Source organism: Saccharothrix sp. HUAS TT1, from assembly GCF_040744945.1.
Classification (GTDB): domain Bacteria; phylum Actinomycetota; class Actinomycetes; order Mycobacteriales; family Pseudonocardiaceae; genus Actinosynnema.
Window position 1 is genome coordinate 6,540,922 of sequence record NZ_CP160453.1, and the last position, 13,733, is coordinate 6,554,654.

The 13,733-nt window shown below is 72.4% G+C and carries 11 protein-coding genes; 7 read left to right on the top strand and 4 right to left on the bottom strand.

Translation table 11 applies throughout. The annotated features are described in order from the left end of the window. The first annotated feature begins 118 nt into the window (after nt 1–118). Both AB0F89_RS29355 and AB0F89_RS29360 read left to right on the top strand, forming a co-directional pair. Nucleotides 119–901, top strand: coding sequence for an SGNH/GDSL hydrolase family protein (locus tag AB0F89_RS29355; RefSeq protein WP_367128872.1), 783 nt, complete (start codon nt 119–121; stop codon nt 899–901). A 179-nt stretch (nt 902–1,080) separates the two neighbouring features. Further along, nucleotides 1,081–1,632 carry a hypothetical protein gene (locus AB0F89_RS29360; RefSeq protein WP_367128874.1) on the top strand — a complete coding sequence of 184 codons (552 nt, stop codon included), beginning with the start codon at nt 1,081–1,083 and terminating at the stop codon, nt 1,630–1,632. Here the strand turns inward: AB0F89_RS29360 and AB0F89_RS29365 are convergent. Continuing rightward, a complete protein-coding gene (locus AB0F89_RS29365) occupies nt 1,629–2,690 on the bottom strand; it encodes a DUF2332 domain-containing protein (RefSeq protein WP_367128875.1) in 1,062 nt (353 codons plus the stop codon). The genes AB0F89_RS29360 and AB0F89_RS29365 overlap by 4 nt on opposite strands. Next, nucleotides 2,683–3,087 carry a peptidoglycan recognition family protein gene (locus AB0F89_RS29370; protein ID WP_367128876.1) on the bottom strand — a complete coding sequence of 135 codons (405 nt, stop codon included), beginning with the start codon at nt 3,085–3,087 and terminating at the stop codon, nt 2,683–2,685. The genes AB0F89_RS29365 and AB0F89_RS29370 overlap by 8 nt, the downstream gene beginning before the upstream one ends. A gap of 132 nt (nt 3,088–3,219) precedes the next feature. Here AB0F89_RS29370 and AB0F89_RS29375 point away from each other — a divergent pair, with 132 nt between their 5' ends. From AB0F89_RS29375 to AB0F89_RS29390, 4 genes are all read left to right on the top strand, one after another. Next, nucleotides 3,220–3,924, top strand: coding sequence for a VIT family protein (locus AB0F89_RS29375; RefSeq protein WP_367128877.1), 705 nt, complete (start codon nt 3,220–3,222; stop codon nt 3,922–3,924). Between the two features lie 140 nt (nt 3,925–4,064). Continuing rightward, nucleotides 4,065–4,277: a hypothetical protein gene (locus AB0F89_RS29380; RefSeq protein ID WP_367128878.1), complete on the top strand. Its 213-nt coding sequence runs from the start codon at nt 4,065–4,067 to the stop codon at nt 4,275–4,277. 380 nt (nt 4,278–4,657) lie between these two features. After that, on the top strand, nt 4,658–9,163 hold the full coding sequence (gene gltB, locus AB0F89_RS29385; RefSeq protein WP_367128879.1) for a glutamate synthase large subunit: 4,506 nt from the start codon (nt 4,658–4,660) through the stop codon (nt 9,161–9,163). Beyond that, complete coding sequence (locus AB0F89_RS29390; protein WP_367128880.1) at nt 9,156–10,607, top strand: glutamate synthase subunit beta; 1,452 nt, start codon at nt 9,156–9,158, stop codon at nt 10,605–10,607. The genes gltB and AB0F89_RS29390 overlap by 8 nt, the downstream gene beginning before the upstream one ends. A 143-nt stretch (nt 10,608–10,750) precedes the next feature. On the opposite strand, the gene AB0F89_RS29395 is transcribed toward AB0F89_RS29390, so the two are convergent. Then, nucleotides 10,751–11,269, bottom strand: coding sequence for a MarR family winged helix-turn-helix transcriptional regulator (locus AB0F89_RS29395; protein WP_367128881.1), 519 nt, complete (start codon nt 11,267–11,269; stop codon nt 10,751–10,753). A 59-nt stretch (nt 11,270–11,328) separates the two neighbouring features. Between AB0F89_RS29395 and AB0F89_RS29400 the strand changes: the two genes are divergently transcribed. Further along, the gene (locus AB0F89_RS29400; protein ID WP_367128882.1) at nt 11,329–12,840 is read left to right on the top strand and encodes a diguanylate cyclase; all 1,512 of its coding nucleotides are present in this window, start codon (nt 11,329–11,331) and stop codon (nt 12,838–12,840) included. A gap of 16 nt (nt 12,841–12,856) precedes the next feature. On the opposite strand, the gene AB0F89_RS29405 is transcribed toward AB0F89_RS29400, so the two are convergent. Further along, complete coding sequence (locus AB0F89_RS29405; protein WP_367128883.1) at nt 12,857–13,426, bottom strand: hypothetical protein; 570 nt, start codon at nt 13,424–13,426, stop codon at nt 12,857–12,859. Nucleotides 13,427–13,733: the final 307 nt, after the last annotated feature.

Consider the following 13,733-nt stretch of genomic DNA (forward strand, 5'->3'; position numbering starts at 1 on the left):
GCGGAGCGGCGGACCAGGTTACTCGCAGGTAATGAGAATAACACCGTCTGTGATCCCTCGGAACGCCTTCGTAACGTCGGCGCCCTGCCGCCTTGATCGTTCGACGAAGGGACTGGACGTGCGCGGACGTCTTCTCAGGGTCGTGTGCGCGGTGCTCCCCGCCGCACTGGCCGTTGTGCTCACCTCCACAGCGGCGGAGGCCGCCGCACCGGTCGACTACGTGGCCCTCGGCGACTCCTACTCCTCCGGCACCGGTGCGCCGCCTTACACGGGCGGGACGTGCTACCGCAGTCCGCGCGGGTACGCGCAGCTGTGGGCGGACACGCACGAGGTGTCGTCGTTCAAGTACGCCGCCTGCGGCGGGGCGACCACGCAGAGCATGACCGACCAGTTCGCCTCGCTCGACGCGGGCACCGACCTGGTCTCGATCACCATCGGCGGCAACGACGTCGGGTTCGCCAACACCATGATCACGTGCGTCACCGGCAGCGACAGCAGCTGCGTGAACGCGGTGGACAACGGCATCCAGACCGCGCGCACCACGTTGCCCGGCCGGCTCGACGCCACCTACGCCACGATCCGCAACCGCGCGCCGAACGCCAGTGTGGTCGTGCTGGGCTACCCGCACCTGGTCGAGCCGACGGGGTCGTGCATGAGCACCACCAAGCGCGCGGCGCTGAACCGCGGCTCCGACGTGCTGCACGAGGTGATCTCCGCCCGTGCCGCGGCGGCCGGCGTCCGCTACGTGGACGCCCGTGCGCACTTCGCCGGCCACGGCGCGTGCGGCCGTTCGCCGTGGATCAACCAGTTCTCGCTGTTCCGCCTCGTGGAGTCGTTCCACCCCAACGCCACCGGCTACAGCCAGGGCTACCTCGCCCTCCTCAACACCGCCACCTCCTGACCCGCGACCCCTTCCCTCCCCGCGTGTCCTACGTTCCCGTCCCGCGTGTCCTACGTTCAGGACCCCCGAGTTCAACACTCGGAACCCGACCCGGCCGTCCTGAGCGTTGAATTCGGGGGTCGGGACCGTAGGACACAGTGGGCGGGAGCGTAGGACACGCGCGCTGGCAGGATGGCCGCGTGACCAGGGGCCTGCAGTACCTCGCCGCGTGGTCGGCGTCGACGGCGGTCGCGGTGGCGCTGTCCTGGCTCGGCATCCGGTTCGTGCTGGACGCGGGCGCGCCCGAACGGCCGCGCGTCGTCGCCGGACCCACGCAGTCGTCGGCGATCACCACCACCACGACGACGCCCACGACCACCACGACGACCAGCGCGGCGCCGGTCGCCCAGACCCAGCCCCCGACCCAGGCGCAGCCCCGGACGACCACCACGACGGTCGCGCCGACCACGACGACGACCCAGCCCCTGCCGTCGGAGGACGGCACGTGGACCGAGCAGAACGGCGAACCGGTGTACCTGCGCAGCTTCCGCCTCCACGGTGGCGTGGCCGCGATCCGGTTCTCCGCCAGGGACGTCGACCCGATCTCCGCCACCCCGCGCCAGGACTTCGCCGCGACCGTCGAACAGCCCGCCCACGCCGTCGTGGTCGAGTTCACCGGCGGCGGCCACCGGTCCCGGCTCGAAGCCACCTGGGTCGGCGGACCGCAGTGGCGGATCGTGGAAGCCGGTTAACCGGCCAGCCACGCCAGCAGCCGCCCCCGCGACCAGCAGCGGCCGACGGCCTCGACATGCGCGGTCGCCCCGTCGAACACCGCCACGCCGACGATGCTGTGCCCGGAGGCGCGGCGGTCGCCCAGGGTCGGCGCCTTCGGCGCGACACCGACGCCCTCCGCCGACACCCACGCCACCGGCCGACGGGCCGCCGCTTCGCCAAGGCGGTCCAGGAAGCGCAGCCGGTCCTCCGGCGAGAGGCCCGACAGCGCCCACGTCGTGGTGACGACCGGCAGCACGTCCGGGGGCACGCGGGCGAACGCCTCGGGCAGCACGTCGACGGCGTCCCCTCGCAGCAGCAGCGGAGGGTCCGCCGCCGCCAGCGCCAGCTCCGCGTCGAGCCGCGCGGCCCGCTCCCGCCGGTCCGGCCACACGCAGGCGCGCAACCACCGGACCTCGTCGGCGTCGGTCACGTCCACCGGGTCGGGGTCGACGCCGATCCGGGTGACGACCCGGGGCATCGGCCGCGCCGGGACGGGCCGGTCCCCCACGACCGCGCACGACTGCCGCACGGGCGACGTCGGGTCGCCCAACGACCGGCCGTCGCCGTACGCGATGAAGACCCGGCCGACGTTGAGGTTCAGCCCGGCCGAGCAGCCCACGTCGATCAGCCCCACCGAGGCCGCGCCCACCCGGTGCGCCGCCTCGGCGACGGCCGGGTGGAGCACGGCGCAGCGCCCGGTCTCGTCGGCCCGCACCCGTCGGCGCACGGCGGTGGCCACCACCGAGCCGGTCATCCGCAGCAGCACGTCGACGGCCGCGTCCGCGGCGGCGTCGGCGTCCCCGGCGGCGTAGGCGGCGGCGAGTGCCGGAGCACGCCCGGCGAGGGCGAGGTCGTGCAGGGCGGCGAGGACCACTGCGGGGCTCCGCTTGCGCGCCGGGGCCGTCGCGATGGCGCGCAACGCCTCCTCCGACTCGCTCAGGGCGACGGCGACGCGCTCGTACAGCGGCGACGTCCCGGCGGCGTCGACCTCGCCGAAGCGCCGGTACACCTGAGCGGGCGTGCGCGCGCTAGCCACGGGTCAACTCCAATGCGACCTCCGCGCGCAGCCACACCAGCGCGTCCCACTGCACGGCGGGCGGGATCTCGTCGACGTAAGTGCCCTCGGTCTCGATGCCGATCGGCTTCCGGTTCTGCCCGTAGGCGTGCGCGCCCTCCACCATCCGGTCACCGGCCAGCAGCGCGTCCAGGCTGCCGTGCCGCCGCGACCCGTCCGCCACGTTCGGCGTCGCGGTGTGGTGCACCACGATCCGCTCGGGCGGGCGGGAGACCGGCGCCGGCGGCTCGACCGGCGGTCGTGCGCCCCACTCGGCGCACCGCTCGACGCGCCGCCGGACGACGGGGTGCGGCCACGTGGACGCGCCCGGTCCGACCACCGCGCCGACGCCGAGCACCAACGCGCGCCTGGTGACCATCACTCCCCCTGATTCGTCAGCGCGCAGTGGATCACACCGGGCCGACCGGGCCGGAGTCGTCGGTTGTCCACCCGGTCACCCGTTCGCGCCGGTACTCCACCCCGTTGGCGCGCAGGTGGTTCGATCACCGTCATGACGCACCCCGGCGAACCCCACCGCGACGACCTCTCCGGCAGGCTGAACCGGCTGCGCGCCGGCGTCCTCGGCGCCAACGACGGCATCGTGTCGACCGCCGGCCTGGTGGTCGGCGTCGCGGGCGCCACCTCCGACCGCACCGCGATCCTGGCCGCCGGGGTCGCCGGGCTGGTCGCGGGCTCGTTGTCGATGGCGGGCGGCGAGTACGCCTCGGTCAGCACCCAGCGCGACACCGAGCGGGCCGCGCTCAAGCTGGAGGAGCGGGAGCTGCGCGAGATGCCCGAGGAGGAGGAGCGCGAGCTCGCCGGGATCTACCAGGACAAGGGCCTGTCCGAGGAGCTGGCGACCCGGGTGGCCCGCGAGCTGACCGAGCAGGACGCCCTGCGCGCCCACGCCGAGGCCGAGCTGCAGATCGACCCGGACAACCTGACCAGCCCGTGGCAGGCCGCGTGGGCGTCGCTGGTGTCGTTCGCAGTCGGCGCGCTCATCCCGCTGGTGGCGATCGTGCTGCCGCCGACGCAGTGGCGGGTGTGGGCGTGCGCGGTGGCCGTGCTGGTCGGCCTGGCGCTCACCGGCGTGGTCAGCGCCCGGCTCGGGGGCAGCCGCGTCGGTCGCGCGGTGCGCCGGAACGTGGTCGTCGGCTCGCTCACGATGGTCGTCACCTACTACGTCGGAGTCCTGTTCGGCGTAACGATCGGGTGATCCTCGGTCACTCAACGCACACCCCTGCCGGAGCTCTCGCGGAAAGTAGCGCACCGGAGGTGTGAACTACGCAAAGTGCGGGTACCCGCAGCCGACTTGTCGCCGTCGAGTGCGACGAGCCCCGACTGGAGGTGCCCGCCGTGACCCACCCGCCCACATCGCTGGTCGTCTTCCGCGGCGCGAAGGCCGAACGTCGGCTCTGGACCTTGCTGGCCGCCCTGTTCGCGCTGGTGGCCGGCGTCAACGTGATCCTCGCCGTGAGCGAGGCCGCGTGGTGGCAGGGTGCGGTCGCGGCGCTGTGCCTGGCCGTCGCGATCGGCTGCGCGCGGGAGTCGAAGAGGGCCGGGAGCTGACTTCAGCGGCTACTGAAGGCAGAAGATCGGGTGAGATTCTAGTCCGACCGGGCGTACCCCGCTGGTAGGAACGGCGTCAAGTAGGGGTGGGATTCGCCACGACGCCCTGTCGGACTAGAGCCATAACCGCGAATTCACACTATCGTCACAAGACCCCGGCAACCCCGGTGCACCGCCAAGCACGCCGACGCGGCTCCATCCAGCCGCCAAGCGCGCGCATGAAGTGCAGTTCTCCCGCACAACGGAGTGCGGTCCCACGCCGACGATCTCTCGGGCGTGGATCCACAGCCAGTACCTGCAGGCCGAGTTGTCCGCGTAAAGCCGCGCGCGGGCGTTCGGCCGTCTCCGTATGCCCGGACGACGCCACGGGAGGGCCCGTTGTGACCCACCACCACAAGCCTGCCGAAAACAGGCTTCCCGGCCTTTACGACCCGCAGTACGAGCACGACGCCTGCGGTGTCGCGTTCGTCGCCGACCTGGCCGGTCGCAGAAATCACGCGATCGTGAGCCAGGCCCTGGTCGCGCTGCGCAACCTCGAACACCGGGGTGCCCGCGGCGCCGAGCCCGAAACCGGTGACGGCGCGGGCATCCTGATCCAGGTGCCCGACGCGTTCTACCGCGAGGTCGTCGGCTTCCCGCTGCCCGAGCCCGGCGGCTACGCGGTCGGCACCGCGTTCCTCCCCCAGGAGGGTCAGGACGGGGTCAAGGCCGAAGTCGAGCGCATCGCCGCCGAGGAGGGCGCGACCGTCCTCGGGTGGCGCGAGCTGCCGGTGGACACCGACCACGTCGGTCCGACCGCGAAGACGACCATGCCCGTGTTCAGCCAGCTCTTCCTCAGCGGAGCGGAGGGGCTGGAGCTGGAGCGGCTGGCGTTCGTGGTGCGCAAGCGCGTCGAGCACGCCACCGGCGCGTACTTCCCGAGCCTGTCGGGCCGGACGATCGTCTACAAGGGCATGCTCACCGAGCCCCAGGTGGAGAAGTTCTTCCCCGACCTGACCGACGAGCGGGTCACCAGCTCGATCGGCCTGGTGCACTCCCGGTTCTCGACCAACACGTTCCCGTCGTGGCCGCTGGCCCACCCGTACCGGTACGTGGCGCACAACGGCGAGATCAACACGCTGCGCGGCAACCGGAACTGGATGGACGCGCGCGAGTCGGTGCTCGCCACCGACCTCATCCCCGGCGACCTGTCCCGGGTCTTCCCGGTGATCACCCGCGACGCCAGCGACTCGGCGACGTTCGACGAGGTGCTGGAGCTGCTGCACCTGGGCGGGCGCAGCCTGCCGCACGCGGTGCTGATGATGATCCCCGAGGCGTGGGAGAACCACGCCGAGATGGACCCGCAGCGGCGCGCGTTCTACGAGTTCCACTCCACGCTGATGGAGCCGTGGGACGGCCCGGCGCTGGTGTCGTTCACCGACGGCACGCTGATCGGCGCGGTGCTCGACCGCAACGGCCTGCGCCCGGCCCGGTACTGGGTCACCGAGGACGGCCTGGTCGTGCTCGGCAGCGAGGCGGGCGTGCTGGAGTTCGACCCGGCCACGATCGTGCGCAAGGGCCGGTTGGAGCCGGGCCGGATGTTCCTGGTCGACACCGCCCAGGGGCGGATCATCGACGACGAGGAGATCAAGGGGCAGCTCGCGGCGGAGCACCCGTACCAGGAGTGGGTCGCCGACGGCATCCTGCACCTGGCCGACCTCCCGGCGCGCGAGCGCGAGGTGCCGACGCACTCGTCCCTGGTGCGTCGTCAGCAGGCGTTCGGCTACACCGAGGAGGAGCTGGCGCTGCTGCTCGGCCCGATGGCCCGCAGCGGCGCGGAGCCGATCGGCTCGATGGGCAACGACGCGCCGTTCGCGCCGCTGTCGAACCGGTCGCGGCAGCTGTTCGACTACTTCACCCAGCTGTTCGCCCAGGTGACCAACCCGCCGCTGGACGCGATCCGCGAGGAGCTGGTGACCTCGCTGCACGCCACCCTCGGCGCGGAGCCGAACCTGTTGTCGGCGGACGCCACGTCGTGCCGGCGGATCTCGCTGCCGTTCCCGGTGCTGGACAACGACGAGCTGGCCAAGCTCGTGCACGTGGACGACGACGGCACGCTGCCGGAGTTCCGCACGTTCACCGTGCGCGGCCTGTACGAGGTCGCGGGCGGCGGCGAGGCGCTGGTGCGGCGGCTGGACGAGATCCGGGCCGAGGTGTCGGCGGCGATCCGGGACGGCGCGCGGCTGGTCGTGCTGTCCGACCGCGGCGTCGACCAGGAGCACGCGCCGATCCCGTCGCTGCTGCTGACCGGCGCGGTGCACCACCACCTGGTGCGCGAGAAGACCCGCACCCAGGTCGACCTGATCGTGGAGGCGGGCGACGCCCGCGAGGTGCACCACATCGCGCTGCTCGTCGGCTACGGCGCGAAGGCGGTGAACCCGTACCTGGCGATGGCCTCGGTCGAGGAGCTGCCCGACGTCGAGCCGGAGGTCGCCACCCGCAACCTGATCAAGGCGCTGGGCAAGGGCGTGCGCAAGACGATGTCCAAGATGGGCGTCTCGACCGTGGCGTCCTACACCGGCGCGCAGATCTTCGAGGCGATCGGCCTCGGCGACGAGGTCGTGGACTCGTGCTTCACCGGCACCACCTCGCGGCTGGGCGGCGTCGGGTTCGACGTCATCGCCGAGGAGGTGGCGCTGCGCCACCGGGTGGCGTTCCCGGCCGACGGCTTCCGGGCGCACCACCGCGAGCTGGAGGTCGGCGGCGACTACCAGTGGCGCCGCGAGGGCGAGGCGCACCTGTTCAACCCGCAGACGGTGTTCAAGCTCCAGCACTCCACCCGCAGCGGGCGCTACGACGTCTTCAAGGAGTACACGCGGGCGGTGGACGAGCAGGCCAAGCGGCTGATGACGCTGCGCGGGCTGTTCGCGTTCAAGGAGGGCGTGCGCGAGCCGGTGCCGATCGACGAGGTCGAGCCGGTCTCGTCGATCGTGAAGCGGTTCGCCACCGGCGCGATGTCCTACGGCTCCATCTCGCAGGAGATGCACGAGGTGCTGGCCATCGCGATGAACCGGTTGGGCGCGCGGTCCAACACCGGCGAGGGCGGCGAGGACGCCGAGCGGTTCACCCCCGACGCCAACGGCGACTCCCGCCGTTCGGCGATCAAGCAGGTGGCGTCCGGCCGGTTCGGCGTCACCAGCGAGTACCTGGTCAACGCCGACGACATCCAGATCAAGATGGCGCAGGGCGCGAAGCCCGGCGAGGGCGGCCAGCTGCCCGGCGCGAAGGTGTACCCGTGGGTGGCCAAGACCCGGCACTCCACGCCCGGCGTCGGCCTCATCTCGCCGCCGCCGCACCACGACATCTACTCGATCGAGGACCTGGCGCAGCTCATCCACGACCTGAAGAACGCCAACCCGGCGGCGCGCGTCCACGTGAAGCTCGTCTCCGAGGTCGGGGTCGGCACGGTCGCGGCGGGCGTGTCCAAGGCGCACGCGGACGTCGTGCTGATCTCCGGCCACGACGGCGGCACCGGCGCGTCGCCGCTGTCGTCCATCAAGCACGCGGGCGGCCCGTGGGAGCTGGGCCTGGCCGAGACGCAGCAGACGCTGCTGCGCAACCGGCTGCGCGACCGGATCGTGGTGCAGGCCGACGGCCAGCTCAAGACCGGGCGGGACGTGGTGATCGCGGCGCTGCTCGGCGCCGAGGAGTTCGGCTTCGCCACCGCGCCGATGGTGGTGTCGGGCTGCATCATGATGCGGGTCTGCCACCTGGACACCTGCCCGGTGGGCGTGGCCACGCAGAACCCGGTGCTGCGGGCCAGGTTCGCGGGCAAGGCCGAGTACGTGGTGAACTTCTTCGAGTTCGTCGCGCAGGAGGTCCGGGAGCTGCTGGCGCGGCTCGGTTTCCGGACCCTGGCCGAGGCCGTCGGGCACGCCGACCTGCTCGACACGCGGGACGCCGTGGACCACTGGAAGGCGGCCGGGCTCGACCTGTCGCCGATCTTCCACGTCCCGGCGCTGCCGGAGGGCGCGGCGCGGCGCCACACCAGCGCCCAGGACCACGGGTTGGACAAGGCGCTGGACAACACGCTGATCCAGCTCGCCGAGGGCGCCATCGCCTCCGGCGACCGGGTCCGGCTGGAGCTGCCGGTGCGCAACGTCAACCGCACCGTCGGCACCATGCTCGGCTCCGCGGTGACCAAGCGGTGGGGCGGCGCGGGCCTGCCGGATGACACGATCGACATCACGTTCACCGGCACGGCCGGGCAGTCGTTCGGCGCGTTCCTGCCGCGCGGCATCACGTTGCGGCTCATCGGCGACGCGAACGACTACGTCGCCAAGGGCCTGTCCGGCGGCCGGATCACGGTCCGGCCGGTGCCGGACGCGCAGTTCGCCGCGGAGCAGCACACCATCGCGGGCAACGTGATCGCGTACGGCGCGACCGGCGGCGAGGTCTTCCTGCGCGGCAAGGTCGGCGAGCGGTTCTGCGTGCGCAACTCGGGCGCGCTGGCCGTCGTCGAGGGCGTGGGCGACCACGGGTGCGAGTACATGACCGGCGGCCGCGTGGTCGTGCTCGGCGCGACCGGGCGCAACTTCGCCGCGGGCATGTCCGGCGGCATCGCCTACGTGCTGGACGCGGCCGTGCAGCGGGTCAACCCGGAGATGGTGGACCTCGACCCGCTGGACGACGAGGACCGCGAGTTCCTGCGCGGCGCGGTGGAGAAGCACTACGTGGAGACCGACTCGGCGGTGGCGCGCGCGCTGCTGGCCGACTGGGACCTGGCGGTGGACCGGTTCACCAAGGTCATGCCGAAGGACTACAAGCGGGTGCTGGCGGCACAGGCCCGGGCCGTGCTGGAGGGCCGGGACGTCAACGAAGCGATCATGGAGGCGTCTCATGGCTGACCCTCGCGGGTTCCTCACCACCGAGCGCGAGACCCCGCGGAGCCGTCCCGTCTTCCTCCGCCTGCGCGACTGGCGCGAGGTGTACGAGGAGTTCGAGCGGCCGCGGTTGGAGAAGCAGGCCGGTCGGTGCATGGACTGCGGCGTCCCGTTCTGCCACCAGGGCTGTCCGCTGGGGAACCTGATCCCCGACTGGAACAACCTGGTGTGGAAGGACGACTGGCGGCTGGCGTCGGAACGGCTGCACGCCACCAACAACTTCCCGGAGTTCACCGGGACGTTGTGCCCCGCGCCGTGCGAGGCCGCGTGCGTGGTGGGGATCAACGGCGATCCCGTCACCATCAAGCGGGTGGAGATCTCCATCATCGACCGGGCGTGGGACGAGGGCTGGGTCACGCCCCAGCTGCCCGTGACGCGCACCGGCCGCTCGGTGGCCGTGGTCGGTTCCGGGCCCGCGGGCCTGGCGGCGGCCCAGCAGCTGACCCGGGCCGGGCACTCGGTCGTGGTGCTGGAGCGGGCCGACGCGATCGGCGGGCTGCTGCGCTACGGCATCCCCGAGTTCAAGATGGAGAAGTGGCGGCTGGACCGCCGGCTGGACCAGATGCGGGCCGAGGGCACGGAGTTCCGGACGAACGTGAACGTCGGCGTGGACGTCACGGTCGAGGAGCTGCGCGAGTCCTACGACGCGGTGGTGCTGGCCGGTGGCGCGACGGCGTGGCGCGACCTGCCAGTGGCCGGTCGGTCGCTGACCGGGGTGCACCAGGCGATGGAGTACCTGCCGTGGGCGAACCGGGTGGCGCGGGGCGAGCTGGACGCGCCGCCGATCACCGCCGAGGGCAAGCACGTCGTCGTCATCGGTGGCGGTGACACCGGCGCGGACTGCGTCGGCACGGCCCACCGGCAGGGCGCGGCGTCGGTGACCCAGCTGGAGATCATGCCCCGGCCGCCGGAGAAGCGCGCCGAGGTCCACCCGTGGCCGACCTACCCGATGCTGTACCGGGTCACGTCGGCGCACGAGGAGGGCGGCGAGCGGCTGTACTCGGTGTCCACGGTGGAGTTCCTGGGTGACGACCAGGGCGCGGTGCGGGCGTTGAAGCTGGTCGAGGTCCAGGCGGTCGGCGGGCGGTTCGAGCCGGTGCCGGGCAGCGAGCGGGAGATCCCGGCGCAGCTGGTGACGCTGGCGATGGGCTTCGTCGGCCCGGAGAAGGACGGTCTGGTGACCGAGCTGGGCGTCGACCTCGACCCGCGCGGCAACGTGGCGCGGGACGACTCGTTCGCCACGTCGGTCGACGGCGTGTTCGTGGCCGGCGACATGGGCCGGGGCCAGTCGCTGATCGTGTGGGCGATCGCCGAGGGCCGCTCGGCGGCCGCCGGGGTGGACGCCTACCTGACCGGCCGCGCCGTGCTGCCCCGCCCGATCGAGCCGACGGACCGCCCGCTCGTCTAGGACTCGTCCCCGGCCGCACAACGGCGTGCGGCCGGGGACGCCCTTCCGTTCAGCCCGGTGGGCGGGGCCGTCGCCGGGCGGACCGGCTGTGGCTGTGGCTCCGGCACGCCGTCGGCGACGTGCGGGGATCGCGTCCCGGTCGGTCACTTCGGGCGGGCGGCGACCACCCGGCGGATCAACTGCACCATCTGTGCGCGCTCCTCCTCGTCCAGCACGGCGAACCAGCGCGCCTCGCGCCCGTTCTGGCGCGGGAAGATCCGGGAGACCGCCGCGCGCCCCTCCTCGGTCAGCGCCACGAACACCACCCGGCGGTCCTGGCCGTCCCGGGTCCGCTCGACCAGGCCGGTCCGCTCCAGCGTGTTGATCAGGTTCGACATCGCCGACCTGGTCGTCCCGGAGAGGTCGGCCAGCCGGGCGGGCTGGGTGGGACCCAGGATCCACAGCTTGAACATCAGCCGGAAGCCGGGCATGGTCCACCCGTGCTCGCGGTGCACCAGCGCCTCGTAGTCGGTGATCATCATGTACGCGAGGTGGAGCACGTTGTACGACAGCCCGAACGCGTCGGCGTCGCCCCCGAACTCGGCGATCCGGTTCCGGGCGAACCGCTCGTACTCCTGCTCAGTCACCACGTCGTCAGCGACGGGAACGTCCTGCTCTGCCACCCGCTGATCCTCCCAGGGCAACCCGGCCGACGGGACGTCAATGGGGCACACTTACCGGCGTGATCGGGACGAGGCGGTTCGCCATCACGGCCGCGGTCGTGCTGGCGCTCGCCGCGGCCGCGTCCGTCGCCGCCGGCTTCGACGTCGTCGAGGGCGGGGCCGCGGTGGTCCTGGACGACCTGGCCCAGCTGGCCACCGGCCTGTTCGCGGCCGGTTGCTGCTGGTGGACGGCCCGCCGGACGAGCGGCCCGGACCGCCGCTGGCGACTGGCCACCGGCCTCGGCATGCTGGGCTGGTCCACCGGCCAGGCGCTGTGGACGTGGTACCAGCTGGTCGAGCGGCGGGCGGTGCCGTCGCCGTCGCTCGCCGACGCCGGGTACCTCAGCGTCGTCCCGTTCGCGTTCGTCGCGCTGCTCGTCATCGGCAACTTCCGCCGCTCCGGCACGCCCGACGCGCTGCTGGACCGGCACTCCCCGGTCGCCAGGCTGGTGCCGGCGCTGGACGCCCTGATCGTGGTCGGCTCGCTGTTCGTGCTCACCTGGACCACGGCGCTGGGCGGGCTGGTCGAGAGCGGCAACCCGAGCCGGGCGTCGTTCCTGGTGGCCATCGCCTACCCGGTGACCGACCTCGTGCTGCTGGTGATCGTGGTGGCGCTCAGCGCCGACCGCAAGGTCGTGCTGCGACCTCAGCTGCGGCTGCTCGGGCTCGGCCTGGCCGGGCTCGCCGCGTCCGACCTCGCGTTCGCCTACCTGGTGAGCACCCAGGCGCCCGAGGTGCCGCCGCTGGCCAACGCCGGGTTCGTGATCGGCCCCGCGCTGATCGCGCTGGCCGCGCTGGCGCCCCTGCCGTCGCCCGCGCCCGGTCCGGGCCGCGCCCACCGGAACTGGCAGTGGGCCTACCTGCTGATGCCCTACGTGCCGTTACTGGTGAGCAGCGTGCTGGTGCTGCGCCGCACGATCATCGGCGACCTGGGCCCGCTGGACGCGGTGGAGATCGGCTGCGGGTTCACCGTGTTCGTCGCGGTCATCCTGCGCCAGCTGGTGACCCTGGTGGACAACACCAGGCTCGTCCTGCTGCTGCGCGAGTCCGAGCGGACGCTGACCCACCAGGCGCACCACGACGCGCTGACCGGGCTGGCCAACCGGGCGCTGTTCGAAAACAGGCTGGACGAGGCGCTGGCCGCCCACCACCGCGACGGCACGCCGTTCGGGCTGCTGTTCGTGGACCTGGACGACTTCAAGGCGGTCAACGACGTCTCCGGGCACGCGCACGGTGACGCGCTGCTCGAACAGGTGGCGCAGCGGCTGCGGCGGTGCGTCCGCGACACCGACGTGGTCGCCCGGCTGGGCGGTGACGAGTTCGGCGTGCTGGTCGAGGGCGTCGAGGAGCCGGAGAAGGTGGCGTTCCGGGTGCTCGACGTGCTCGGCGACGAGATCAGCGCGTCGGTCGGCGTGGTGATCTGCGCCGACCAGGACCCCGAGACCACCGCCGCGTCCGTCCTCAAGTGCGCCGACAAGGCGATGTACGAGGCCAAGCGCGACGGTGGCCGGGGTCTGGTCATCCACTCCTAGGACCAGCGGTCGGCGGTCAGGCGAGAGCGGGGTCCGACCACCACTGGATGGCGTACTCCGGGGTGGCCTGCACGACCTGGAAGCCCGCGGCGGGGCGCAGGTCCGGGACGTTGAAGCAGATGCCCAGCGCCATCGCGTAGATCCCGCGCTCGTCGAAGATCTCGTCCAGCTCGGAGTTGATGTCGTACAGCTTGGCGACGTCCCTGGTCAGCCCGGAGCGGAAAGCCGTCCAGCGCTGCTTCGGCGACTGGCACTTCAGCTCCACGACGATGACCGGGTCGTCGGTCTGCCCGATCGGGCTGAGGGCGTTGAAGACGAGGTCGGCGCGCGCCGTCGGGCTCTCGAAGACCGAGGTGCCGCCGCCCTCTCCGGGCACGGTGTTGGCCTCGGTCAGGACGTCGAGCGGGTCGTTGTTCTGCAACTGGTACTTCAGCGCGTCCTGGAGCCAGAGCGCGAACTGGTTGCGGGCCCAGCCCTCCCAACCGCCGGCGAACAGCGAAAGGGCCTGGATCGGCGCCTGCTGGAACTGGATCCACTTCTGCACTGCTTCGACCAGGAAAGCCGGGTTGATGTTGCTGTAGGCCATGGTGGAACTCCTGCGGGGATGAGGAGGAAAATGTTCGCGGCCGCGAATCCGACGCCGGTCGACCTGTCGTCGAATGGCGTGCCCCGGCGCGGCCGAACCTTTCGGTCATTTGCGGCTTCGGCGGTGGCGCGCGACTTCGGACGCCGGTGGGCGGGAGGCGCGGAGAGGGCCGCAGAGGGGGCGCAGAGCGCGCCGGGGGTGCGCGCTCTGCGCCCGGGACGACGGGCCCGCGTGGGGCGGTCACCGGGGTGTCGAGCGGGGCGGGTGGGCGCCACCGGACCTCGACCCCGTCGTCCTCCGCTGTGCG